This is a genomic window from Burkholderia latens (assembly GCF_902499045.1).
In the GTDB taxonomy this organism is placed as follows: Bacteria; Pseudomonadota; Gammaproteobacteria; order Burkholderiales; family Burkholderiaceae; genus Burkholderia; species Burkholderia latens.
Map to the genome: position 1 here is coordinate 93,310 of NZ_CABVPL010000013.1, position 23,279 is coordinate 116,588.

Below are 23,279 nucleotides of genomic sequence, written 5' to 3' on the forward strand. Positions count from 1 at the left end.
CAACACGATTGCGATCCGATCGTTTCAAGCCGGCGGGGAAGATCGCGTTTCATCGCAACTTTCGTCACCATGCAAAAAGCGGCGGACACAGGGCCGCCGCTTCATCGTGCGCATTCGGGTCTGCCCAAATGCCGCCCGCGGTATTACTTCAGCCGCGTCGCGATTTCGTTCGCCATCGCCTTCATCGCGGCCTTCGTCGGCGCATCGTCGGCCAGCGCGTTGAGCAAGCCGAAATCGTGGATCGTGCCGTCATAACGCGTGGTCGTCGCGTCGACGCCCGCCGCATCGAGCTTGCGGCCGTACGCTTCGCCTTCGTCGCGCAGCACGTCGAACTGCGCGACCTGGATCAGCGCGGGCGGCAACCCCTTCAACTGCGCGGTGCTCGCGCGCAGCGGCGACGCGTAGATCTCGTTGCGTTGCGCTTCGTTCTTCGTATACGCGTCCCAGAACCACTTCATCATCGGCCGGGTCAGGAAGTGCCCCTGCTGATACGCGTTGTACGAACCGGTGTTGAAGTCGTGGTCCGTGACGGGCCACAACAGACCCTGGAAGCGGATCGCCGGGCCGCCCTTGTCCTTCGCCATCAGCGCGACGACAGCCGCCATGTTCCCGCCGACGCTGTTGCCCACCACCGCAAGGCGGCTGCCGTCGACGCCGATCTCCGCGCCGTGCGCGGCGACCCACTTCGTCGCCGCATACGCCTGATTGATCGCGACCGGGTAATGCGCTTCCGGCGACGGCGTGTAGTTCACGAACACCGCGACCGCGCCCGATTGCACGACGAGATCGCGCACCAGGCGCTCATGCGTCGGGAAGTCGCCGAGAATCCAGCCGCCGCCGTGGAAGAACATGAACACCGGCGGCGTCCCCGTCACGCCGTGCGGACGGACGATCGTGATCGGCACCGACAGGCCGTCCTGCTCGATCGTGCGGTTCGATACGTCGATGCCCGACAGGTCGACCTTCACGCCGCTCTGCGCATCGACCAGTACCTGCCGCGCCTTCGCCGGGCTCAGCGTTTCGAGGCCGGGCCCCTTCTGGCCGTTCAGCACGGCGAGGAATGCACGCGTCGCCGTATCGGGACGGGCGGCTTCGGCGCCGCCCGCAAATGCGGCGGGCGCGGCGGACAACGCGGCTGCAACGGCGGCGGCGATCAGCAGCGGCTTGACGATCTTCATGATGAGACTCCTTGGCTCAACCGGTAAATGCAATGAATGACGATGGATGGGTTCGCAGTACGTGCGATCAGACGAGCGTCAGCGTGACGTCGATGTTGCCGCGCGTCGCGTTCGAATACGGGCAGACGACATGCGCGCGATCGACCAGCGTTTGCGCGGTGTCGCGGTCGAGGCCGGGCAGCGAAATCCTGAGTTCGACTTCGATGCCGAAGCCGTTCGGGATCGCGCCGATGCCGACGCTGCCTTCGATCGACGCGTCCGCGGGGATCGCGATCTTGTCACGGGCCGCGACGAACTTCATCGCGCCGATGAAGCACGCGCTGTAGCCGGCCGCGAACAGTTGCTCGGGGTTGGCGCCGGCGCCGCCCGCGCCGCCGAGTTCGCGCGGCGTGGTCAGCTTCAGGTCGAGACCGCTTTCGGGCACCGTCGCACGGCCGTCGCGGCCGCCGGTGGCTTTTGCATGAGCGCGATACAGCACTTTTTCGATCGACATGACAGACTCCTTTTCAACGATGAGTGAATGAAACAGCTTTCAAATCCGGGATCACGCCGGTTTATCTACTAATAGATAAACAAGCACCCCCAAAAACGCGGACGGTGAAATCCCATCCGCTACATCAGCCAGTCTATCTACTACATGATAGACAACCAAACCCAACAAAAGGCGGCGAACCGCCTGACCGCTTGCCGGCCCGTCAGGACCGGGCTTTCCAGACGGCCTCGACGTCCTCGAGACGCGCCCGCGTATGAAACAGCCGGCTGGCCAGCACACTGCCCTGGAACGCCGCGTACAGCGTGCGCGCCGCCGTTTCCGGCTTGCCGCTGAACTGCAGCGTGCCCTCCTTCGCGCCCTGCGCCAGCAATTCGGCGAGCCAGCGCTCGTTGGCCTTGAAGAATGCCTGTACAGCCTGCCGTACGTTCTCCGGCAACGATTCGATGTCGGCCGCCAGCATCCCGCACAGGCAGATCTGGTTGCCGTCGCCCAGCGTTCGCCCGAACAGCTTCGTGTACAGGCTCAGCTTCACGTCGGCCGGCAACGCCGGATCGATCGCCCGCATGGCCGCGAGGACGTCGTCGCTGTAGGCTGCCACTGCTTCCAGCACGAGATCATCCTTCGACGGGAAGTAGTAGTGGATGCTCGACGTCTTCACGCCCACCAGGTCGGACAGGTCTCGATAGCTGAAGCCGTTGTAACCGCGCAGCATCATCAGCGTGATCGCGTGGTCGAGAATCTGTTCGCGGACGGTCGTTTTCGTTTCCATGGGTCGAACTTTATCTACTCATAGATAGATAGTCAAGCGATTTTTTTGGATGGGGGTGAAAAGACCGGCGCCGTGCGTTCGCCTCGAACTGCGGCCGGCGCTTACAACCGCCCTGCAGCGGAGTCGAATCGGTGCGACACTCGCAGCCGGACGCCGCGGCCGCAAGGCCGCAACGTATTCCTGGTCGACGAGCCCGCACGCGAATCGGCGGCCCGGGAGGATCGCGCCGCGCTCGCCCGGCCATTGCCCGTCCGGCGGCGGCGCCGGTGCGCACAAGGAGAAAGGTTCAATGTTTTCGTGGTTTGAACGGCGTTTGCCGACATTCCCGCTCGAGGATCCCGTCACGCCGCCGAAGGGGTTCTTCTCGTTCGTCTGGGCGTGCACGAAAGGCGCGCGCGGCTGGATCCTGCTGATCGCGCTGACGTCGGCCGCGCTCGCCGCGTACGAAGCCGCGCTGTTCGCGATGATGGGGCGCGTGGTCGACTGGCTGTCGTCCGCGACGCCCACCGACTTCGGCGGCCGCCATTTCGGCACGCTCGCCGGCTTCGCGGCGATCCTTGCCGGCAGCGCGCTGCTGATCGCGCTGCATACGATGGTCAAGCACCAGGTGCTCGCGATCAACTTCCCGATGCGGCTGCGCTGGCTGTTTCACCGGCTGATGCTCGATCAGAGCCTGTCGTTCTACGCGAACGAGTTCGCGGGCCGCGTGACGACCAAGATCATGCAGACCGCGCTCGCGGTGCGCGATGCGCTGTTCATGTCGGTCGACGTCGTGATCGGCGTCGCCGCGTACCTGATCGGCATTCTCGCGCTCGCCGCGAGCTTCGACTGGCGGCTGATGATTCCGCTCGTGCTGTGGGCGCTCGGCTACGGCGCCGCCTGCGCGTTCTTCGTGCCGCGCCTCGGGCGCGTCGGCAGCGAACAGGCCGACGCGCGCGCGCTGATGACGGGCCGCATCACCGACGCCTATTCGAACATCACGACGGTGAAGCTGTTCTCGCACACGCGCCGCGAAGCCGACCACGCGCGCCGAGCGATGGAAGCGTTCAAGGTCACTGGCGATGCGCAGATGCGGCTCGTCAGCGCGTTCGAGATCGTCAACCACCTGCTGTCGACGCTGCTGCTGGTCGGCTCGACCGGCCTCGCACTGTACCTATGGCTGCACGGCGAAGCGAGCGCGGGCGTGGTCGCGGCCGTGATCGCGATGGCGCTGCGGCTGTCGAGCTATTCGCACTGGATCATGTGGGAGATGACCGAGCTGTTCGAGAACGTCGGCACGATCCAGGACGGCATCAACACGCTGACGAAGGTGCGCAGCGTGGTCGACGCGCCCGGCGCGAAGACGCTCGCGGTGCCGCGCGGCGAAATCGTGTTCGACAACGTGCGCTTCGCGCACGACGACAACGACACGCCGGTGTTCGACGGGCTGAACCTGACGATCCGGCCCGGCGAGCGGATCGGCCTGATCGGCCGCTCGGGCGCCGGCAAGTCGACGCTCGTGAACCTGCTGCTGCGCTTCTACGACGTGGACGGCGGCGCGATCCGGATCGACGGGCAGGACATCGCGCACGTGACGCAGGACAGCTTGCGCGCGGCGATCGGGATGGTCACGCAGGACACGTCGCTGCTGCACCGGACGATGCGCGAGAACATCCTGTACGGCCGCCCCGACGCGACCGAGCACGAGATGCGCGACGCGGCCGTGCGCGCCGAGGCGTCCGACTTCATCGAGCGGCTGCGCGACCGGTACGGGCGCAGCGGCTACGACGTCGAGGTCGGCGAGCGCGGCGTGAAGCTGTCGGGCGGCCAGCGGCAGCGCGTCGCGATCGCGCGCGTGATGCTCAAGGACGCACCGATTCTCGTGCTCGACGAAGCGACCAGCGCGCTCGATTCGGAGGTCGAAGTCGCGATCCAGCGCAGCCTCGACAGCCTGATGAGCGGCAAGACGGTGATCGCGATCGCGCACCGGCTGTCGACGATCGCGGCGATGGACCGGCTGATCGTGCTCGACGAAGGCCGCATCGTCGAGGAAGGCACGCACCTGCAGCTGCTGCAGGCCGGCGGCATCTATGCGGCGCTGTGGGCGCACCAGAGCGGCGGCTTCCTCGGCGAGACGGCGGAAGCGGAAGGCGCGGAACAATAGCCGTGCCGATGCTTCGGGCGTGCCGCGCGCAACGCGTGCCCGACGTGCGAAATGCGAAGTGCGAAGTGCGAAGTGCGAAGTGCGAAGTGCGAAGTGATATCGCGCCGATTCGGTTGCTTGCGCAACGATATGCCGACACGCCGTCACGCCTCATAACGATTCGACAATTTATTGGTTCCCTCGACGATGCGCGATCCGTATCGTTCATCGATTCGTCAGACTTATCGACCAACGGGGGAAACCAACAATGAAACGCATCCGGTCACTCGCGCTCCTCGCCGTTACGGCGTCGCTCCACGTTGCCGGCGCGCACGCGCAAAGCAGCGTCACGCTGTACGGCATCGCCGATGCGGGCATCGCGTACGTGCACAACGTGCAGAACGCCAACGGCAGCAACGCGTCGAACCTCGTCAGGTTCAGCAGCGGCAACCTGTCGGGCAGCCGCTGGGGGTTGCGCGGCATCGAGGATCTCGGCGGCGGGCTGTCCGCGCTGTTCCAGCTCGAGAACGGCTTCAACCTCGGCACCGGCGCGCTCGGCCAGGGCCAGCGCGAATTCGGCCGCAAGGCAGTCGTCGGGCTCGCGAGCAGCACGTACGGCACCGTGACGCTTGGCCGCCAGTACGATCCGGTCATCGATCTCGTGCAGGGCCTCACCGAGGACAATTATTTCGGCGGCGTGTTCGCGACGCCGGGCGACCTCGACAACTACGACAACAGCCTGCGCGTCAGCAACTCGGTGAAATACACGAGTCCGCTGATCTCCGGCTTCCAGTTCGCCGCGCTGTACGGCTTCGGCGGCGTCGCGGGCGCGACCGGCAGCGGCCGCACGTACAGCTTCGGGCTCAGCTACGCGAACGGCCCGCTGTCGCTCGGCGCCGGCTACTTCTTCGCGAACGGCGGCTCGACGGTCGCGAGCGGCGTGCGCACGTGGTCGAGCAGCTCGGACACGCTGTTCAACACCGTGATCAACCAGGGCTTCTCGAGCGCGAAGTCGATCCAGATCGTGCGCGTGGCCGGCCAGTACGTGGCGGGGCCGGCGACGTTCGGGCTCGCGTATTCGAACACGCAGTACGGCGCGGACACGCTGTCGGCCTTCACGCAGAACGCGAAGTTCAACAACGGCTCCGCGTTCTTCAACTGGCAATTCTCGCCGGCGCTGCGCGCGGGCGTCGGCTACAACTACACGTCGCTGACGGGCCCGGCTTCCGCGCACTACAACCAGGTGAACGTCGGCGCCGACTACGCGCTGTCGAAGCGCACCGACCTGTATGCGCTGTTCGGCTACCAGAAGGCGAGCGGCAACACGCTGAACGCGAGCGGCGCGATCGTGAAGGCGGCGGCGTCGGTCGGCTCGTATGGCGTGAATTCGGGCACCGATACGCAGGAACTCGCGATCGTCGGCATCCGCCACAAGTTCTGACCGCCCCCTCGCATCGCCGTGAACCGGCGGACGCACACCGCAGTGGGCGTCCGCCGTGCCGTTCGCACCGCTTCAATGCCGTCGCATGCCGCCGAATCCGTGGCCGCCGGTGAAGGCCGGCTCACGATGAAAGCCCGCGCCCATCGGAACGCCGACGCGGCCGCGCACGCCGCCTTCGAAGTGGCCGGGATGACCGGGATGGTCGAAGTGATGGCGATGATGGAAACGGTCGATGAAGACGAAACTGGCGCCGGTGCCGACGAAAACCGCCGGCCCCCAGTACCACGGGTCCGTGTACGGATACGCGGTGTCCGGGTACCACACGACGCTGCCGTCCGCGTTCTGCATCATCTGCCACGTGCCGTCGCGTTGCCGGCACGCTCGCCCGACCACCTGCTGTTCGGAGCCGTCGATTTCCGCCTGCATGACGACCGCCCGGCAGGCCGCGCCGTCATCCGTCGAGTCGTCATACGGTTGCGCCGGGACGGACATCGAACAAACGACGCAGACCGCACCCATCCCGAACCGAAACAAGCTGCACATGATCGGCTCCTGCATTGTTGCCCCGGACCACTCGACCCCTGGCGTCATTGAAGGCACACGCTTCGTACAGGGTCACCCGACCATTAAACGATAGGACATGCCGGAATATTCCCGGGGTCGGGATGCGTTCGCGGGCCGCGGAATCTGCCGGCGATCATGCGCGCGGCGCGCGGCGGACGATGCAGTACACGCCCGCCGCGGTCACGCCGAACACGACATGTGCCCCGAGCGTGATTGCGCCGCGCACTTGGACGAACCAAGGGAAGATCGCTGTAAACGCATGCAGGTTGACGCCGTACAGCACGAGACCGAATGCGCCGCCCGCGAGCAACGCGGCGCGTGGCGGCAGATTGCGGACGAGCTTCACGAGCACGGCCACGTAGGCAAGCGACAGCGCGGCATGCACGAGCGTCGCGACGCCCATGATGACCGGATCGAAACCCGCGGGCGCACCGAGCGCGCCGCGTCCCATCACGATCGCGGCGGTCAGGCGCGCATCGCGAAACAGGTTGTGAATCGGGTGTTCGCCGGCGAGCGGCCAGAGCAGCAGTTCGATGACGGTCGATCCGAGCGCCGCGCCGAACGCCGCCCACAGGATCGCGACCATACCGTTCCGCATCACGTGCCCGCCTCCGCGATCGATGACAGTCCGCGGTATGGACTTACAACGGACGTTCGCAGTCCGTCCAGTACGCGAACGGATCGCGATGCCTCGGGTAGTGCTCGTCGAGCCATTTCAGCAGCGTCGCGCGCGCGTTGTCGAGGTCGGCCTTCGACGACGACGTCGTCAGCTCGTGCACTTCGACGGACTTTTCCCGATCCATCACATAGCAGTTCCAGTCGGGGCCGTCGAGATCCGGATCGTCGGACGCCTTCGACGACTTGCGAAAGCCGAACCCCTTGCGCGCATCGATGTAGTAGCGCGGATGCACTTTCAGATACGACATCTCGCCGCCCTGCAGGCTGCTTTCCGCACGAAGCACGTCGCGTTCGTCGACGATCTGCGTGACTTCCGGCAGCCGGCGCGAGCGCCAGCCGGCCGGCAGCGTCGCGGTCGCGCGCACGGCGTCGTATGCGCCCCACGTGAGGCCCCACGCCTCGGCCATGCGCTTCATGAACGCATCCGCGCCCGGATAACCGCGCAGCTGGATTCTGGTCGACAGCGTGACTTCGACGCGGCCGTCGGCGCCGGCCGCGTCGCCCGCCGCTTCGAACGGATTGCCCGGACGCGACGGCGCACGCTGCTGCGCGTCCGCGGGCGCCATGCCCGAAAACAGCTGGTCGAGCGCCGCGCGCGCTTTCGACGACTTGTCTGGTCTATTCATTCCTCATTCCCTGTGCATTCGAATCGAACGGCTCGAAACCCTCGATTCTCGCTCATCTTCCGGATCTGCCGGTTTTCCGTGCACGCATTGTCGGCGATCCGCCCTTCTTGGCCGAGCCGCAGCAACGTCCATGCCGCGGTGTCGCACGCGCCGATGTCCGTCATCGTTACCGCAGCGCCGCCCGCATCCGCTCCATCAGCGCGAGCACCTCCGGACGATTCTCGCCCTTCGCGTGCACGAAGTGATAGCGGAGCAGCGATTCGACCTCGTGACGGCTCACGCGCACGAGCGCGCTGCGCTTCAGATACGCGTCGGCGAGCGGCACCCGCGCCAGCGCGACGCCGAGCCCCGCTTCGGCCGCCGCGAGCACCAGGTTGTAATCCTCGAAACGCCGGTCCTGCGCGCGCGGCTTGAACGGAATGCCGAGCGCGTCGAACCACGTACGCCAGCCGGTCACGTCGGAATCGTGCAGCAGCGGCATCTCGAGCAGCGCCGCATCGCCGCGGCGGCGGCGCAACGTTGCGAGCTGCGCGGCGAGCCGCGGATGCGCGACCGGATAAAGCGTCTCCGGCATGAACTCGCGCGTGTCGAGCTGGCGCCAGTTGCCGCGCCCGTACCGGATCGACAGGTCGGCTTCGCCGGCGGCGATATCCACGTTGCGCACGTCGATGCCGAGTTCGATGCGCAGCGCGGGTGCTTCGCTCTCGAGCGCGTGTTGCCGCTCGAACAGCCAGAGCTGCGCGAAGGCCGGGACGACGCTCATTCTGACGACGCGCGGCGTACGCGGCGAGCGCCACTGGTCCGCCGCGCTGTCGATGATCGCAAACGCCTGCTCGATGCGGCCGACGAAGCGCTGGCCGTCCGGCGTCAGCCGCACGCCGCGCGCATGACGTTCGAACAACGCCATGCCGAGCCAGTTCTCGACCGCGGCCACGCGCCGGCTGATCGCGCCGTGCGTGACGCCGGACACGTCGGCGGCCGCCAGGAACGAACCCTCGCGCGCGACCGCGCACACGGTCTCGAGGCTCGCGAGCGGCGGCCGCGGGCCCGGTGCCGGCGAGACGGCCGGCAGCAGGTCCCGCGCGCGCTGCCGCGTGCGTGCCGAACCGTCGGCCCGGCGTCGCGACGAGATGTGAGCCATATTCATATCTGGGTGTTGATCTGTGCGCTAGCTTAGCATCTCGCGACAATGCACCATGGCTGCATGAATACCCTTTCATCCCCGTCGTCGCGCAATGCGCGACCGCCGCTCTTCGCGGCCGGTGCGGTGGCGTTCACGATCGTGTCGTGGGCCTCCGCGTTCCCGTTCATCCGGATCGGCCTGCACGGGCTCACGCCGCTGCAGCTCGCAGCCGCGCGCTTCGCGACCGCGGCCGTGCTCGTGATCGCATGGCTCGCGTGGCGGCGGCCGCCGAAACCGTCGGCGCGCGACGCGCTGCGCTTTTTCGTGTGCGGCTTTCTCGGGATCGCGCTCTACAACGCGCTGCTCAATACCGGCGAGCAAACCGTGTCGGCGGGCGCCGCGAGCTTCATCGTCAACACACTGCCGATCTTCACCGCGCTGCTGGCCGCGGTGTTTCTGCGCGAACGGTTCAATCGCTGGGGCTGGCTGGGTTCGCTCGCGAGCCTCGCCGGCATCGCGGTGATCGCGCACGACCAGCCGGGCGGGCTCGTCCTCGGGTCCGGCAGCACGCTGATTCTCGGCGCGGCGCTGTGTTCGGCCAGCTATTTCGTGCTGCAGCGCCGGATGATTCCCGTGTACGGCGCTTTGCACTGCGCTGCGTACACGCTGCTGGCCGGCGCGGTGCTGCTCACGCCGTGGCTGCCCGGCGCGCTGGCGTCGCTCGGCGGCAGCGCGTCGCACGACACGGCGCTCGCCGTACTCGTGCTCGGCGTGTTTCCGGCCGCGCTCGGGTATGCGACTTGGACTTTCGCACTCGGCTATTTCGGCGCGGCGCGCGCGGCCAATTTTCTGTACCTGACGCCGGCGGTCGCGACCGCGTTGTCGATGGCGCTGACGGGCGAGCGGCCTGGTGTCGAGACAGTGTGCGGCGGCCTGCTGGCGATCGCGGGCGTGGTCTTCGTCGCGTTGCGCGGACGGACGTAGGCGCGCGAGTGGCTAAGCGGCATTGCCGGTGCGGAGGAGCCGGGAGCCAGTAGCGCTCCGTTCGGGCCGCCCCCCGCAGTCTGCGAGACGGAATGCATCGGCCGGCGACGCGAGCCGCGCCAATTCATCGACGCTGCCGGACTTGACCGTTAGTTGCATTAACGGCGTAACGAGGTCGCGGTGTCCTCGGGATCCCCACGAACGCGCGTGCACATTCGCGCAGCGTGCGTCGAAAAGTGTGCAGACAAACCGACCGAACAGTTCGCGACTGATTGCATCGCACTGTCCATGGTCAGCGGCATCGGCGCAGCCGAATAATCGGAGCAATCGACGGCGCGACCACCCCACGCGAATTGCACGACAAAACCCGCGACGGCTGCTGCACGACCGCATCACATTTGCGCAAGCCTACGCAATTCGCCGAGGCGGCCGCAAACGCGTTCGGATATATTCATACGATTGCGTGTCGTCGGAAAAAATCGCCTGCTCGCTCGGGCGCGGCCCGGCGACATGCAAGCCGAACCCGTCACGGGTCGCGGAAACCCGTCCGGGCAACGTCAGCATCTCACAAGGGCGCGCGGCGGCCGGACGGTACGAGAAATATCAATCAACGGAGATGGCAGATGGAACGAAGCACTGTCGGCATGCGCTGCAAACCCCTGATCACCGCCGCACTGGCAGCCGCCGCATTCGCGGCTGCGTCGGGCGCGATGGCCGACCAGGTCGTGAAGATCGGCAGCGTCGAACCGACGACGGGCGGCATTTCGCACCTCGGCAAGGACAACGAGAACGGTGCGCGCCTCGCGGTGGAAGAAATCAATGCGAAGGGCCTGACGATCGGCGGCAAGAAGATCACGCTGCAGCTCGACGCGCAGGATGACGCAGCCGACCCGCGCCAGGCGACGCAGGTCGCGCAGAAGCTGGTCGACGACAAGGTCGTCGCCGTGATCGGCCACCTGAACTCGGGCACGTCGATCCCGGCATCGAAGATCTACAGCGACGCGGGCATCGTGCAGATCTCGCCGTCGGCCACGAATCCCACCTACACGCAGCAAGGCTTCAAGACGACCTACCGCGTCGTCGCGACCGACGCGCAGCAAGGCCCCGCACTCGCGACCTACGCGCAGTCGAAAGGCGTGAAGAGCGTTGCGGTGATCGACGATTCGACCGCGTACGGCCAGGGCCTCGCGAACGAGTTCGAGAAGAAGGCGAAGGCGCTCGGGCTGAAGGTGCTGTCGCACGATGCGACGAACGACAAGGCCGTCGACTTCCGCGCGATCCTGACGAAGATCAAGGGCGAGAACCCGGACGCGATCATGTACGGCGGCATGGACGCCACCGGCGGCCCACTCGCGAAGCAGGCGAAGCAGCTCGGCCTGCGCGCGAAGATCCTGTCCGGCGACGGCGTGTGCACCGACTCGCTGGCCGAACTGGCCGGCCCGGCGGCCGACAACGTACTGTGCTCGCAGGCCGGCGCGGCGCTCGAGAAGATGCCGGGCGGCGCGGCGTTCCTCGCGAAGTACCAGAAGCGCTTCAACCAGGGCATCAAGTTCGATGCGCCGTTCGCGTACGACGCGGTCTACATCGCGGTCGATGCGATGAAGCGCGCGAACTCGACCGACCCGGCGAAGATCCTCGCGGCGATGCCGTCGACGAAGTATGACGGCGTGATCGGCACGACGACGTTCGACTCGAAGGGCGACCTGACGCACGGGGTCATCTCGATCTACGGCTACAAGACCGGCAAGAAGACCTTCCTCGATCAGGTGAAGATGTAATTCCCCGCGAGGCCGGCCCGACGGGAACGCCACCCGTCGGCGCCGGTGCCGCGCGGGGCCGATTCAGGTTTTGCGGAGACGAAGCAACATGTGTGCGATGGCGTATGCGGACTTTCAACAGGAGTTGAAGAAAGCGCAGCTGACGGCGCGGGAATTCGCGCGGCTGATCCGGATGAACGAAAGCTCCATCACCAATTATTCGAGCAAGGGCACCGTCCCTTCCCACCTCGCGGTCATCGCGACGCTGATCGGCGCGCTCGCCGCGCACGAGATCGATTTCCGGCACGTGATCGGCAAGACCGGCATCGAACCGAAGCGCCCGCGCGGCGTCGGCGCGTTTCCGGGCGTGGCAAAACCGCGTGCCGCGAAGCGCCGCAGCGGCAAGTCGTAACGGCCGCGGCCGACGGGCCGCTTGGCCGTTGCGCGCGGCGCTCTGCACGCCGCGCCGCATCAATCAGCCCGCATCTCGAATAGTGGCAAGCCCGGCCGCAAGACGCTCCGCACCCAACGTACGGGGCCAACGTCACCAGCGTAGCGGTGCATCGGGCAGCGCAACCCCACGCAGCAGCGCGCTGACCGGCCGTTACCGCGCCGCCCGCACGTGATCGAGCAGCGCCTGCAACGGATGACGCAGCTGCCGCGCGGACATGCGCTTCACCTGACTGCGGCACGAATACCCGGTCGCCAGCGCTTCGCCGTGCTCGCTCGGCGCATCGACGTGCGCGGCCCACGATTGCGCATAGATCGTTCGCGACGTCCGCAGGTTGCGCGCTTCGTGCCCGTAGGTGCCCGACATCCCGCAACAGCCGGTCGCCTGAACCGCCAGGCGCAATCCGCGGCGCGCGAACACCTGCGCCCATTGCCTGCCGCTGTCCGGCGCGTTGGTCTTCTCGGTGCAGTGCGGCAGCAACCGATACGAAACCGTCGCGCCGCCCGCATCGGCTTCCGGCAACGCATCCGCCAGCCATTCCTGCGGCAACGCGACCTTCGGCACGTCGGCGAGCCCCGTCACCTTCAGGTATTCCTGCCGATACGTGAGCGTCATCGCCGGATCGAGGCCCACGAGCGCGACGCCCGAGCGCGCGAGCGCGGCCAGTTGCGTCGCGTTGCGGATCGCCGCCCGCTCGAACGCGCGCAGAAACCCTTGCACGTGCAGCGGCTTGCCGTTCGGCGCGAGCGGTGCGAGCCATACCTGAAAACCGATGCGCGCGGCGAGTTCGATCAGCGTCGCGAGCTGCTCGGTGTCGAAGTAGCGCGTGAACGTGTCCTGCACGATCACGACGCTGCGCGCGCGCTGCGCATCGGTCAATGCGGCGAGCGCGTGCGGATCGGCCGGCCGCACGTTCCATTGCCGGATCACGGGCGCGAGATCGAAGCGGCTCAACAGCGGACCGTCGACCATCCCGACGTGCCGCTCGAGCAGCGTGCGCACCCAGCCGGCGCGCATCAGCCCGTTGTACAGCGCGGGCACGCGTGCCATCCACGGCATCGTGAATTCGAGCGAACCAATCAGGTAGTCGCGCAGCGGCCGCAGGTAGCGCTGGTGATACAGCTCGAGAAAGCGCGAGCGAAACTCGGGCACGTTGACCTTGACCGGACACTGCCCCGCGCACGACTTGCACGCGAGGCAGCCGGCCATCGCGTCGTACACCTCGTGCGAGAAGTCGGCCGCGCCGTCGCGCGCGGCGCGGCTGTTGCGCCAGCGCGCAGCGAACCCGCGCAGGAACGGCTGCCGCGTACGCGCCGCCGCGACGACGTCGACGCCGGCTTGTCCTTGCAATCGCAACCATTCGCGCATCAACGACGCACGCCCTTTCGGCGACTGCACGCGCTCGCGCGTCGCCTTCCACGACGGGCACATCGCGTCGTCCGGATCGAAGTTGTAGCACGCGCCGTTGCCGTTGCAGTGCATCGCGGTGCCGTAGCTTTGCCACACGCGCTCGTCGATCTGCCGGTCGTGGTCGCCGCGCGTCGGCACCTCGTCGATCTTCAGCAGCCGCAGCGTGGCGTCCGGCGGCGTCGCGATCTTGCCGGGGTTGAACTGGTTGTGCGGATCGAACGCGGCCTTCAGCTGCTGCAGCGACGGATACAGTTCGCCGAAGAACGCCGGCGCATATTCGGAGCGCACGCCCTTGCCGTGCTCGCCCCATAACAGGCCGCCATGGCGCCGCGTGAGCTCGGCCACCGCGTCCGACACCGGCCGCACCAGCGCGGCCTGCTTCGGATCCTTCATGTCGAGCGCCGGACGCACGTGCAGCACACCGGCGTCGACGTGGCCGAACATCCCGTACTGCAGCCCGTGGCCGTCGAGCAGCGCGCGGAATTCGGCAATGTATGCGGCGAGGTTCTCGGGCGGCACCGCTGTGTCCTCGACGAACGGCTGCGGGCGCGCCTCGCCCTGCACGTTGCCGAGCAGGCCGACCGCGCGCTTGCGCATCGCATATACGCGCTTCACCGCGTCGTCGCCGGTCGCGATCGTGTGACCGAGCCGCTCGACGCTCGTGTCGGTGCGCAGATGCTCGACGAACGCGCGCACGCGTGCATCGACGTCGTCGGCATCGTCGCCGCAGAATTCGATCAGGTTGATGCCGAGCGTCGGGCGCGCGTCGTCCTGCGGGAAATACTCGGCGACGCTGCTCCACACGATATCCTTCGTCGCGAGCATCAGCACCTTCGAGTCGACCGTCTCGATCGACAGCGGCTCGAGTTCGAGCAGCGCACGCGCATCGCGCAGCGCGTCCATGAAGCCCGCGTAGCGCACGTTCACCAGCACCGAATATTTCGGAATCGGCAGCACGTTCAACTTCGCCTCGACGACGAAGCCGAGCGAGCCTTCCGCGCCGCACAGCACGCTGTTCAGGTTGAAGCGGCCGTCCGGCTCGCGCAGATGCGCCAGATCGTAGCCGGTCAGGCAGCGGTTGAGCTTCGGAAACTTCGCGTCGATCAGCGCGGCCTTCTCGTCGCTGATGCGGCGCGCGGTGCGATAGACCTTGCCGATGCGGTCCTGCCGCGCGCAGCGCCGCTCGAGTTCGTCGCCGTCGATCGCATCGCTGTGCAGCTGTTCGCCGCCCAGCAACACGAAGTCGAGCGCAAGCACGTGGTCGCGCGTCTTGCCGTACGTGCAGCTGCCCTGCCCGCTCGCATCGGTGTTGATCATCCCGCCGACGGTCGCGCGGTTCGACGTCGACAGTTCCGGCGCGAAGAACAGCCCATGCGGCTTCAGCGCGGCATTCAGCTGATCCTTGACGACGCCTGCCTGCACGCGCACCCAGCGCTCTTGCGCGTTGATTTCGAGAATCCGGTTCATGTTGCGCGACAGGTCCACGACCACGCCGTCGGTCAGCGACTGCCCGTTGGTGCCGGTGCCGCCGCCTCGCGCGGCCACCGCGACGTCGCGGTGCGCGGGTTCGGCGAGCACGCGCGCGAGCAGCCGCACGTCGTCCGCGTGCGCCGGGCAGATCACCGCTTGCGGCGGGCGCTGGTAGATCGAGTTGTCGGTCGCCTGCACGGTCCGGTTCGCATGATCCGCATGGATCTCGCCGGCGAACCCGGCAGCCTGAAGGGCCGCGAGAAAGTCACGGTAACGGTCGGCGGGCGGGCTGGCGGGACGAGGCAACGAAGCAATCGACATGAGATGGAAGCGCAATTAGGGAAGCCGGTGCGCGGCCGCGATCAGAACCATGAGTTTTGAGCAAGATTCCACGCGAACCGAAAATCCAGTATCTTGCGAAGCGGCATGAGAAACAAACGAATTCTGCGCCGTCAAAACTTGCATAAAACTCATGAATTACCGCCACCTGACCCCTTCGATGTCGCTGCTGCTGGTGTTCGAAGCCGCCGCGCGGCATGAGAGCTACACGCGCGCGGCCGACGAGCTGTCGCTGAGCCAGAGCGCGATCAGCCGGCAGGTGCAGACGCTCGAGGATCAGCTCGGCGTGCCGCTGTTCCGGCGCGAGGGCCGCTCCGTGAAGCTGACCGAAGTCGGGCGGCGCTACTTCGTCGAGCTGAGCGGCGCGCTCGGACGCATCCGCGGCGCGACGCTGCAGGCGATGTCGCACCAGGCCGGCGCGGGCACGCTGCGGCTCGCGACGTTGCCGACGTTCGGGTCGAAATGGCTGCTGCCGCACCTGCACGGCTTCTACGCCGCGCACCCGGGCGTGACCGTGCACCTGCATTCGCGGATCGGCGGCATCGATTTCCATACCGACGATCTCGACGCGGCGATCACCGTCGGCGCGGGCGACTGGCCCGGCCTGCACGCGCACCGGCTTTACAACGAGTTCCTGATCGCGATCGCGAGCCCCGACGCGGCCGGGCGGCGCAACGCCGATTCGCGCGCGCCGGCGTGGGCTGCCGGGCAGACGCTGCTGGGCGTGACGAGCAATCAGCACGCATGGGCCGAATGGTTTGCGCATTTCGGGCTCGATCATCGCGAGATGCGGATCGGGCCGAGCTTCGAGCTGACGTCGCATCTGATCCAGGCCGTGCGGGCCGGAATGGGGATCGGCCTCGTGCCGAAGGTGCTGGTGGAAGACGAGTTGAGCCGCCATGAGCTCGTGACGATCGGCGACGCGATCACCAGCCAGCGCAGCTACTACCTCGTGTATCCGCCCGAAAACGATACGTTGCCGTCGCTGGTGGCGTTCCGGGAATGGCTGCTGAAATCGTGCTGAAGCGCCGGCGGATGCGGCGCGCTCACGTGCGCCATTCGCCGAGAATCTGCTCGGCAAGGTAGTCGCACGGCGGGCGCGCGGACTGCACGCTGCGCGCGAGCACGACTTCGAGTTCGCCGAGCGACGGCAGCCCGTGGCTCTCCGACAGTTGCAACAGGTGATCGGGCACGCAGCAGCGCGCGAGCGGCGCAACGGCGAGGCCGGCCTCCACCATGCTCAGCAGCCCCAGAAAGCTCGGGCTTTCGTATGACATCCGGTACGGAATCCTGCGCCGGTTCAGCGCCTTGACCGCGTGATCGCGCGCCATGCTGCCGCCGTGCGTGAAAAACGCCACCGGCAGCGGCCGCTCCTCCCACACATCGCGTTTCGGCGAGCCGGCCCAGACGAGCGGTTCCATCCGGATCAGCTCGCCCGTCACGCCCTTGATCCGCGTGAGGCATGCGAGGTCGACCGTGTTGTCCTTCAGCATCGGCACGAGCGCGCTGCTTGGCTGACCGATCACGCGCACTTCGACACGCGGATGCATAGCGGCAAACTTGCCGAGCACCTGCGGCAGCAGCGACGAGATGTAATCGTCCGGCACGCCGATCGTCACGCGGCCGCGGATCTCCGGTCGCACGACCGACGCCCACGCCTCGTCGCGCATCGCGAGCATCCGGCGACCGTAGTCGGCGAGCATGCGGCCGTCGCCGGTGGCCGTCACGTTGCGCGTGTCGCGGATGAACAGCGGCTTGCCGAGCGCATCCTCCAGCGCCTTGATCTGCATGCTCACGGCCGACGGCGACCGATGCACGGCCTGCGCACCCTGCGCGAACGAACCGGACTCCGCCACGGCCACCACCATCGCCAGCACGTCGAGATCGAGCTTCTTCATCGTATTCAGCAAATCTGATCAATCGATTCAGTTTATCCCGTTTTACTGTTCACCTCCATGATCGGACAATGATTGCCATCGACGTTCATTTCAGGAAGCGGCAATCATGCAACCCTCCGGCTCACTTTGTGGATTCCTGCTCATCGGCGGCATGCTCGCGGTCACGCCGGGGCCGAACATGGTCTACGTGATGTCGCGCTCGATCGCGCAGGGGCGCACCGCCGGGCTGATTTCGCTGGCGGGCGTGATGGTCGGCTACCTGTTCTACATGTTCGGCGCCGCATTCGGGATCACGACGCTGTTCCTGAGCGTGCCGTATGCACGCACCGTGCTCGGCGTGCTGGGCGCCGCGTATCTGCTCTATCTCGCGTGGCAGGCCGTGCGGCCCGGCGGCCGTTCGCCGTTCGACGTGAAGGCGCTGCCGAGCGAACAACCGCTGCGGCTGCTCGCGATGGGCGCGACGACGAGCGTGCTGAATCCGAAGCTCGCGATGCTGTTCGTGTCGCTGCTGCCGCAGTTCATCGATTACCGGCAGGGGAGCGTGTTCGGCCAGTCGCTGTTTCTCGGTTCGTTGCTGATCGCGGCGTTCGCATCGGCGAACGGGCTCGTCGCGATCTGCTCGAGCGGCATCGCTGCGTTCCTGCGCGGCCGGCCGGCGCTGCTGCTCGCGCAGCGCTGGGCGATGGGCGCCGTGCTCGGCGGCCTCGGCGTGGAGATGCTGGTCGATGCGGCGAGAATGGCAGCGGCGGCGTGACGCGGAAGACGGACCGACGAGCGGCCATGGCGAGCCGGTCCACGCGCTCCATGTTGCGCACGCGGTGAAAAAAGCGAACGTCGCGAGCCGCGACGCTCGCATGGCTACGCGGATCGTGGCGCGGCTGCGACCGGCTGCGGCGCGCCACTGACCTGCATCACGCGACCACCGCCTGCCGCTGCGCTTCGAGCTCGCGCACGAGCGGCAGCACGCGCTTGCCGAAGTACTCGACTTCCTCGATGAAATGCAGGAACCCCGCGAGCACGAGGTCGACGCCGATCGCCTTCAGCGCGACGATCCGTTCGGCGATCTGCTGCGGCGTGCCGATCAGGTTCGTGCGGAAGCCGTCGTTGTACTGCACGAGATCCTCGAACGTCGACTTCGCCCAGTTGCCCTCGCCCTCCGGCGACGCCTTGCCGGCTTCCTTCACCGCATCGCCGAACGCATGCACGGCCTCGACGTGCGCATGCCGGATGATGTCGTCGAGCACGGCCCGTGCTTCCTCCTCGGTGTCGCGCGCGATCACGAACGCGTTGACGCCGATCCGCACGCGATGGTTGTTCGCGGCGGCCTTCGCGCGAATGTCGTCGATTTGTGCCTTCAGGTTCTCCGGCGTATTGCCGTTCGTGAAGTACCAGTCCGACACGCTGGCCGCGTTGTCGCGCGCGGCGCGCGAACTGCCGCCCTGGAAGATCTCCGGATGCGGTTTCTGCACCGGCTTCGGGCTCAGCGTGTAATCGTTGAAGCGGTAGAAGTCGCCCTTGAACGTGAAGTTGTCCTGCGTCCAGATGCCCTTCAGCGCCTGGATGAACTCCTTCGAGCGCCGATAGCGTTCGTCGTGCTCGAGCCACGGCTCGCCGATCGCGGTGAATTCGCCCTTGAACCAGCCGCTGACCACGTTGATCGCGATGCGTCCGTTCGAAATGTGGTCGATCGTCGCGAGCTGCTTCGCGACCACGGCCGGATGCCACGGGCCCGGCAGGATCGCGGCGAGCACCTTGAGTTTCGTCGTCGCGTGCAGTAGCGCCTGGCTGAACGATACGGATTCGTGCTGGTATTCGGCGCCGTAGCCGGCCGTGAAGCGGATCTGGCTCAGCGCGTAGTCGAAGCCGGCCGCCTCGGCCGTGCGCGCGAGCTTCTGGTTGTATTCGAGACTCCAGTCGGTACGCTGCTGGATCGTGCTGACGACGAGGCCGCCGCTGACGTTCGGCACCCAGTACGCGAATTTGACGCCGTCGGCCGAGGGTTCGTGAATGCTCATGAAAGGATCCTGATCGAAGGGAGAAACGAAACAGCGCGCTACGCAGCCACGGCTGCCGGCGCGCGCCGCTGCAGTTGCGGCACCGCGCGGTCGACCGCGCGCGCGATGCGCGCATGCAACGCGGGATTCGCGATCTCGTAGCGGTCGAAATCGCTTTCGCACGCATTCACGCCGATCGGCAGCGTGCGCGCCTGGAAGAAGCTGAACAGCGGGCGCAGCTGATGGTCGATCACGAGCGCGTGGCGCTCGCTGCCGCCGGTGGCCGCGAGCAGCACCGGCACGTCGACCAGCGATTCGTGATGCACGAGGTCGAACAGGTGCTTGAAGAGCCCCGTATACGACGCGCGATACACGGGGCTCGCGACGACGAGCGCATCGGCCGTCTCGATCGCGCGGATCAGCGCGTCGACGTCGGGCGGAACCTGTGCGCGCTTCAACGCGCCGGCCAGCCGATTGCCGATCTCGCCGAGTTCGATCAACCGCGTGTGGACCGGAAGCGCGTCGCCGAGCGCGGCGACGATTGCGTTCGTCAGCGCCAGCGTGCGCGACGGCCGTTGCAGGCCGCCCGAGATCGCGACGACGTTGAGCGTGTGGGTCATGCAGTGCGTTCCCGTTGTCGAGTGAGTGGCGCGGGATCGCGCCCTGGCGTGTCAGGTTCGCAAGGAGCGTGCCATGTTCGGACGATGTGCGATCGGCTGGATCATCTGCAATCCGAAGCTCATGGCGGCTGCCCGCCCCGCATGGCTTCAGACGCGATATGACCAGTAGTGGCAAGCGTTCCGGAAAGTGGATCACATCGATATTCGACAGCGCGATGAACCGGCGGAAACAGCGCTGCTGATGCGCTGCTGCTCAATCAGCAGTTTCGCGCACGCGTTGTTCCGATCGCTACGTTCCGGCGCCGTCGAAGCGGGCGCGATGGCGTCGAATTCGCTGTCGCAACGGCATGCGTGCGCGCCGCGGCATCCTGCGCAGCCATCCCGCTTTCGTTATCAGAAATCGATGTTTCCCGTCCGGCGCAAAACGTTGAACACTTTTCTGACCACGCAGCAGCCGGACCGCGGCGCCCGTCGTCGCCGGTCCGGCCCGTTCGATCGACTCACGCCTTCATCGCCATGACTTCCCTGTTTGCCACGCCGCGTCCGGTCAATCTCCGTGTCGTCGCCGCGCAGCCGGCCGGCTTGCGCGACACCCAGGTTCTCGTGCTTCCCGCGCAACCCGCGCCAGCCCGCGCCCGTGCGCACGTGTTCGTCGATCCGCGTTCGCTCGCGCTGCTCGACCGCGTGCGGCGCGTCGCGCCGAGCGACGCGAACGTGCTGATCGTCGGCGAGACCGGCACCGGCAAGGAGCTGATCGCGCGCCACGTGCACGACGTCAGCGATCGCGGCGGCGGGCCGTTCGTCGCCGTGAACTGCGGCGCGCTGCCGGAAACGCTCGTCGACAGCGAACTGTTCGGTCATGAGAAGGGCGCGTTTACGGGCGCGGTCCGCGCGAAGCCGGGCTGGTTCGAGGCCGCGAACGGCGGCACGCTGTTTCTCGACGAGATCGGCGACCTGCCGCTGTCGATGCAGGTAAAGCTGCTGCGCGTGCTGCAGGAGCGCGAAGTCGTGCGGCTCGGCGCGCGCTCGGGCATCCCGATCGACGTGCGCATCGTCGCCGCCACCAATGTCGATCTGCAACGGGCAGTGGCCGACGGGCGCTTTCGCGGCGACCTGTTCTACCGGCTCAACGTCGTGCGGCTCGACGTGCCGGCGTTGCGCGAGCGGCCCGCCGACATCCTGCCGCTCGCGCGTCACTTCTTCGACGAATACCGCAGCCGCACAGGCTACGGGCCGCGGAGCATCGGCCCGGCCGCGGAGCGCCGGCTCGAAGCGCATGCGTGGCCCGGCAATATCCGCGAGCTGCAGAACGTGATTCATCACGCGCTGCTGGTGAGCCGCGACGATGCGCTGCAGGACACCGATCTGAACCTGACGTCGTCATGCGTGCCGGTCGCGGCTGCTGGCGTGCGCGCTGGCGCGAGCGGCGGCTCCGCTCAGGAAGCGCTCGAGGACGCGCTGTGCGCGCTGTTCGACGGCGCACACGAGAACCTGTTCGAACGGATCGAGGACACCGTGATGCGCGTCGCGTTCGACTTCTGTCACCGTAACCAGATCCAGGCCGCGCGGCTGCTCGGCATCAGCCGCAACGTGCTGCGCGCGCGGCTGATCCGCGCGAAGGTGATCGCGGCGGTCAAGTAGCGGCGGCACGCGGCTGCGACGCGGTGTGATGGAAGCTGTGTCGCCGGTTCACGGCGATTCGTCTACGGCCTGGAGCCGCAACACGAGGCGGCTCGGGATATGGCGCCGTGCTGTCTGTCGCGGCGGACGCGTCGTTTCCGACCAACGCGGTGGTGGCGACGGGAAAGCTCGAGCCGTCGGCTGGCTGATGACCATCGCTCGCTACAGTGAGCGGCGAACAACGAGTGATCAGCAGCGGCGAACGACGGGCGGCAAACCGCCCTGCCGCTCACCGCCCCGTTCGCTACTACTTCCCGACACCCCCGACCAGCGATGTAACCGGCGCGAGCAAATTCGCCGCGGAGCCCGCGCTCGACCCGCCTGGGTCCGCCGCACTGCCGAGCGTGCCGGTGACAGTCGACACGAGGCTGGTCACACGCGCGAGCGGGCTCGCCGCTCCCGCACCGGCAGCACCGCCGAGCGTGCCCGTCACCGCGGACACGAGATTGGTCACCGGCGCGAGCGGGCTCGCCGCGCCGACGCCCGTCGGGCCGCCGATCGCGCCGGTCAGCGCACCAAGCGGTGTCGATCCGAGCCCCGGCAGCACGCCGCCGAGCGGCCCCGACGCACCCGAGCCGCTCGGCGGCGGACCATTCTTCACGGTCGCGGCCGACGCGCCCGCGAGGCTGACGATCAGACCGGGAATCGGCGCCGCGCCGTTCGGACCGTTGTAGTTGACCAGTCCGCCCGCGTTCGTCACGGTATCGCCGACCGCGCCGACGAGCCCGCCCGCCGCCGCCGCGAGCTGGTTCGCCGGTCCGGTGGCCGGCTGCGCCGGAACCCCCAGCCGCCAGCCCACCGTCGACACCGCGCTGCCGACCTGACCGAGCAGGCTGCCCACCGGTTGCCCGAGGCCCGTCGTCGCGCCGATCTGCTGCGTGGCCTGGCCGGCCGTGATCACGAGCGGCGTGACGACCGAGCTGATCTGCTGCGCGACCTGCTGCACGGGGCCCGACGACAGCGTCGAGCCGAGCGTGCCGCCCGCGGTGCCGACGCCGCCGGCCACGGTGTCGAACACCGCGCCGGCCGGTGTCGTGGCCGGCGCGAGCGGCGCCAGCGGGCCCGAACCAAGTGCGCGAACGGTCTGCGCAAGCCCAGCCACCGGATTCGCGGTCTGGCGCACGACGTCGCCGAGGCCAGCCACCGTCGTGCCGACCGGATTCGCGGTCGAGCCGATCTGCCCGAGCCCGTCGCTGAGCGCATTCGTCGCGGCGCGCGTCATCGTGCCGACGCTGGCGATCGCGTCGCCGGCGCTGTGCGTCACGCCGTTGCCGAGCCCTGGCAGCGTCACGCCGCCGACGATCGAGCCGGCCGTGATCGCGAGCGCGCCCGCCGTGCTGACGACACCGCGCGTGCCGGGCGTGCCGCTCGTGCCCCAGCCGCCGTCGCTCCCGCCACCCGATCCGGGATGATTGGTGGTGACGGTCGCGCCGCCGGTATCGGCGGCCGCGCTCGACGGCGCGGTGACGTCGCTGCCGCCGCAGGCGGTCAGCACGCCGGCGGCGGCCAGCACCGCAGCAGACGTGAAAATGCGGGTTCGATACATGGTGGTCTCCTCGCGGTCCGGGCGATGGAATGTTCGATGAAGGACCGGCGAACGATCAGCACTTTCCATGCCATTGGCACGTGCGGAGGACGCCGCCGCACCACCGGACAAGCTGCGCGTGCGCACGCGCAGCACA

General features: G+C 67.5%; 21 protein-coding genes. 9 read left to right on the forward strand and 12 right to left on the reverse strand.

Annotation, left to right across the window (positions count from 1 at the left end; genetic code table 11):
- Positions 1-143 precede the first annotated feature (143 nt).
- The 3 genes from BSE24067_RS12215 to BSE24067_RS12225 all read right to left on the reverse strand — a co-directional run bounded on the left by BSE24067_RS12215 (position 144) and on the right by BSE24067_RS12225 (position 2,440).
- Positions 144-1,178: an alpha/beta hydrolase gene (locus BSE24067_RS12215; RefSeq protein WP_151063975.1), complete on the reverse strand. Its 1,035-nt coding sequence runs from the start codon at positions 1,176-1,178 to the stop codon at positions 144-146.
- A gap of 67 nt (positions 1,179-1,245) precedes the next feature.
- Complete coding sequence (locus tag BSE24067_RS12220) at positions 1,246-1,671, reverse strand: organic hydroperoxide resistance protein (protein WP_151063976.1); 426 nt, start codon at positions 1,669-1,671, stop codon at positions 1,246-1,248.
- Between the two features lie 202 nt (positions 1,672-1,873).
- A complete protein-coding gene (locus BSE24067_RS12225; RefSeq protein ID WP_151063977.1) occupies positions 1,874-2,440 on the reverse strand; it encodes a TetR/AcrR family transcriptional regulator in 567 nt (188 codons plus the stop codon).
- Positions 2,441-2,729: 289 nt separating this feature from the next.
- Between BSE24067_RS12225 and BSE24067_RS12230 the strand changes: the two genes are divergently transcribed.
- Entirely contained in the window at positions 2,730-4,583 is a 1,854-nt protein-coding gene (locus BSE24067_RS12230; RefSeq protein WP_151063978.1) for an ABC transporter ATP-binding protein, read from the forward strand.
- 247 nt (positions 4,584-4,830) lie between these two features.
- Entirely contained in the window at positions 4,831-6,003 is a 1,173-nt protein-coding gene (locus tag BSE24067_RS12235) for a porin (protein WP_151063979.1), read from the forward strand.
- Between the two features lie 72 nt (positions 6,004-6,075).
- Here BSE24067_RS12235 and BSE24067_RS12240 read toward each other — a convergent pair whose 3' ends face one another.
- From BSE24067_RS12240 to BSE24067_RS12255, 4 genes are all read right to left on the reverse strand, one after another.
- A complete protein-coding gene (locus tag BSE24067_RS12240) occupies positions 6,076-6,546 on the reverse strand; it encodes a hypothetical protein (protein ID WP_151063980.1) in 471 nt (156 codons plus the stop codon).
- A gap of 154 nt (positions 6,547-6,700) precedes the next feature.
- Complete coding sequence (locus BSE24067_RS12245) at positions 6,701-7,165, reverse strand: sodium:proline symporter (protein WP_244130546.1); 465 nt, start codon at positions 7,163-7,165, stop codon at positions 6,701-6,703.
- A 43-nt stretch (positions 7,166-7,208) separates the two neighbouring features.
- Complete coding sequence (locus BSE24067_RS12250; RefSeq protein WP_151063982.1) at positions 7,209-7,871, reverse strand: nitroreductase; 663 nt, start codon at positions 7,869-7,871, stop codon at positions 7,209-7,211.
- A gap of 166 nt (positions 7,872-8,037) precedes the next feature.
- Positions 8,038-9,018 carry a LysR substrate-binding domain-containing protein gene (locus BSE24067_RS12255; protein WP_151063983.1) on the reverse strand — a complete coding sequence of 327 codons (981 nt, stop codon included), beginning with the start codon at positions 9,016-9,018 and terminating at the stop codon, positions 8,038-8,040.
- 57 nt (positions 9,019-9,075) lie between these two features.
- Here BSE24067_RS12255 and BSE24067_RS12260 point away from each other — a divergent pair, with 57 nt between their 5' ends.
- From BSE24067_RS12260 to BSE24067_RS12270, 3 genes are all read left to right on the forward strand, one after another.
- Positions 9,076-9,978 (forward strand): DMT family transporter, encoded by a 903-nt coding sequence (locus BSE24067_RS12260; RefSeq protein WP_151063984.1) that lies wholly within the window; start codon positions 9,076-9,078, stop codon positions 9,976-9,978.
- A gap of 623 nt (positions 9,979-10,601) precedes the next feature.
- On the forward strand, positions 10,602-11,756 hold the full coding sequence (locus BSE24067_RS12265) for a branched-chain amino acid ABC transporter substrate-binding protein (RefSeq protein ID WP_151063985.1): 1,155 nt from the start codon (positions 10,602-10,604) through the stop codon (positions 11,754-11,756).
- Positions 11,757-11,844: 88 nt separating this feature from the next.
- On the forward strand, positions 11,845-12,147 hold the full coding sequence (locus BSE24067_RS12270; protein ID WP_151063986.1) for an XRE family transcriptional regulator: 303 nt from the start codon (positions 11,845-11,847) through the stop codon (positions 12,145-12,147).
- Between the two features lie 192 nt (positions 12,148-12,339).
- Here BSE24067_RS12270 and ydiJ read toward each other — a convergent pair whose 3' ends face one another.
- Positions 12,340-15,387 (reverse strand): D-2-hydroxyglutarate dehydrogenase YdiJ, encoded by a 3,048-nt coding sequence (gene ydiJ / locus BSE24067_RS12275; RefSeq protein WP_151063987.1) that lies wholly within the window; start codon positions 15,385-15,387, stop codon positions 12,340-12,342.
- Between the two features lie 151 nt (positions 15,388-15,538).
- On the opposite strand from ydiJ, the gene BSE24067_RS12280 reads away from it, so the two are divergent.
- Positions 15,539-16,429: a LysR substrate-binding domain-containing protein gene (locus BSE24067_RS12280; RefSeq protein ID WP_151063988.1), complete on the forward strand. Its 891-nt coding sequence runs from the start codon at positions 15,539-15,541 to the stop codon at positions 16,427-16,429.
- 22 nt (positions 16,430-16,451) lie between these two features.
- On the opposite strand, the gene BSE24067_RS12285 is transcribed toward BSE24067_RS12280, so the two are convergent.
- Entirely contained in the window at positions 16,452-17,303 is an 852-nt protein-coding gene (locus BSE24067_RS12285) for a LysR substrate-binding domain-containing protein (protein WP_151063989.1), read from the reverse strand.
- A gap of 106 nt (positions 17,304-17,409) precedes the next feature.
- On the opposite strand from BSE24067_RS12285, the gene BSE24067_RS12290 reads away from it, so the two are divergent.
- Positions 17,410-18,057, forward strand: a complete 648-nt coding sequence (locus BSE24067_RS12290) for a LysE family translocator (RefSeq protein ID WP_151063990.1) — start codon at positions 17,410-17,412, stop codon at positions 18,055-18,057.
- Between the two features lie 157 nt (positions 18,058-18,214).
- On the opposite strand, the gene sfnG is transcribed toward BSE24067_RS12290, so the two are convergent.
- Entirely contained in the window at positions 18,215-19,318 is a 1,104-nt protein-coding gene (gene sfnG, locus BSE24067_RS12295; RefSeq protein ID WP_151063991.1) for a dimethylsulfone monooxygenase SfnG, read from the reverse strand.
- A gap of 38 nt (positions 19,319-19,356) precedes the next feature.
- Positions 19,357-19,917: an FMN reductase gene (gene msuE, locus BSE24067_RS12300; protein ID WP_151063992.1), complete on the reverse strand. Its 561-nt coding sequence runs from the start codon at positions 19,915-19,917 to the stop codon at positions 19,357-19,359.
- 187 nt (positions 19,918-20,104) lie between these two features.
- Between msuE and BSE24067_RS12305 the strand changes: the two genes are divergently transcribed.
- Complete coding sequence (locus BSE24067_RS12305) at positions 20,105-20,437, forward strand: hypothetical protein (protein WP_170297446.1); 333 nt, start codon at positions 20,105-20,107, stop codon at positions 20,435-20,437.
- Positions 20,434-21,558, forward strand: coding sequence for a sigma-54 interaction domain-containing protein (locus tag BSE24067_RS12310; protein ID WP_151063993.1), 1,125 nt, complete (start codon positions 20,434-20,436; stop codon positions 21,556-21,558). The genes BSE24067_RS12305 and BSE24067_RS12310 overlap by 4 nt, the downstream gene beginning before the upstream one ends.
- Before the next feature lie 286 nt (positions 21,559-21,844).
- On the opposite strand, the gene BSE24067_RS12315 is transcribed toward BSE24067_RS12310, so the two are convergent.
- The gene (locus BSE24067_RS12315) at positions 21,845-23,143 is read right to left on the reverse strand and encodes a collagen-like triple helix repeat-containing protein (protein WP_151063994.1); all 1,299 of its coding nucleotides are present in this window, start codon (positions 23,141-23,143) and stop codon (positions 21,845-21,847) included.
- Between the last annotated feature and the right edge of the window lie 136 nt (positions 23,144-23,279).

Bases quoted from the DNA above. Each gene is read 5' to 3' on its own strand.
- BSE24067_RS12215 (WP_151063975.1), bottom strand. From the start codon at position 1,178: ATGAAGATCGTCAAGCCGCTGCTGATCGCCGCCGCCGTTGCAGCCGCG.
- BSE24067_RS12220 (WP_151063976.1), bottom strand. From the start codon at position 1,671: ATGTCGATCGAAAAAGTGCTGTATCGCGCTCATGCAAAAGCCACCGGC.
- BSE24067_RS12225 (WP_151063977.1), bottom strand. From the start codon at position 2,440: ATGGAAACGAAAACGACCGTCCGCGAACAGATTCTCGACCACGCGATC.
- BSE24067_RS12230 (WP_151063978.1), top strand. From the start codon at position 2,730: ATGTTTTCGTGGTTTGAACGGCGTTTGCCGACATTCCCGCTCGAGGAT.
- BSE24067_RS12235 (WP_151063979.1), top strand. From the start codon at position 4,831: ATGAAACGCATCCGGTCACTCGCGCTCCTCGCCGTTACGGCGTCGCTC.
- BSE24067_RS12240 (WP_151063980.1), bottom strand. From the start codon at position 6,546: ATGTGCAGCTTGTTTCGGTTCGGGATGGGTGCGGTCTGCGTCGTTTGT.
- BSE24067_RS12245 (WP_244130546.1), bottom strand. From the start codon at position 7,165: ATGCGGAACGGTATGGTCGCGATCCTGTGGGCGGCGTTCGGCGCGGCG.
- BSE24067_RS12250 (WP_151063982.1), bottom strand. From the start codon at position 7,871: ATGAATAGACCAGACAAGTCGTCGAAAGCGCGCGCGGCGCTCGACCAG.
- BSE24067_RS12255 (WP_151063983.1), bottom strand. From the start codon at position 9,018: ATGAATATGGCTCACATCTCGTCGCGACGCCGGGCCGACGGTTCGGCA.
- BSE24067_RS12260 (WP_151063984.1), top strand. From the start codon at position 9,076: ATGAATACCCTTTCATCCCCGTCGTCGCGCAATGCGCGACCGCCGCTC.
- BSE24067_RS12265 (WP_151063985.1), top strand. From the start codon at position 10,602: ATGGAACGAAGCACTGTCGGCATGCGCTGCAAACCCCTGATCACCGCC.
- BSE24067_RS12270 (WP_151063986.1), top strand. From the start codon at position 11,845: ATGTGTGCGATGGCGTATGCGGACTTTCAACAGGAGTTGAAGAAAGCG.
- ydiJ (WP_151063987.1), bottom strand. From the start codon at position 15,387: ATGTCGATTGCTTCGTTGCCTCGTCCCGCCAGCCCGCCCGCCGACCGT.
- BSE24067_RS12280 (WP_151063988.1), top strand. From the start codon at position 15,539: ATGAATTACCGCCACCTGACCCCTTCGATGTCGCTGCTGCTGGTGTTC.
- BSE24067_RS12285 (WP_151063989.1), bottom strand. From the start codon at position 17,303: ATGAAGAAGCTCGATCTCGACGTGCTGGCGATGGTGGTGGCCGTGGCG.
- BSE24067_RS12290 (WP_151063990.1), top strand. From the start codon at position 17,410: ATGCAACCCTCCGGCTCACTTTGTGGATTCCTGCTCATCGGCGGCATG.
- sfnG (WP_151063991.1), bottom strand. From the start codon at position 19,318: ATGAGCATTCACGAACCCTCGGCCGACGGCGTCAAATTCGCGTACTGG.
- msuE (WP_151063992.1), bottom strand. From the start codon at position 19,917: ATGACCCACACGCTCAACGTCGTCGCGATCTCGGGCGGCCTGCAACGG.
- BSE24067_RS12310 (WP_151063993.1), top strand. From the start codon at position 20,434: ATGACTTCCCTGTTTGCCACGCCGCGTCCGGTCAATCTCCGTGTCGTC.
- BSE24067_RS12315 (WP_151063994.1), bottom strand. From the start codon at position 23,143: ATGTATCGAACCCGCATTTTCACGTCTGCTGCGGTGCTGGCCGCCGCC.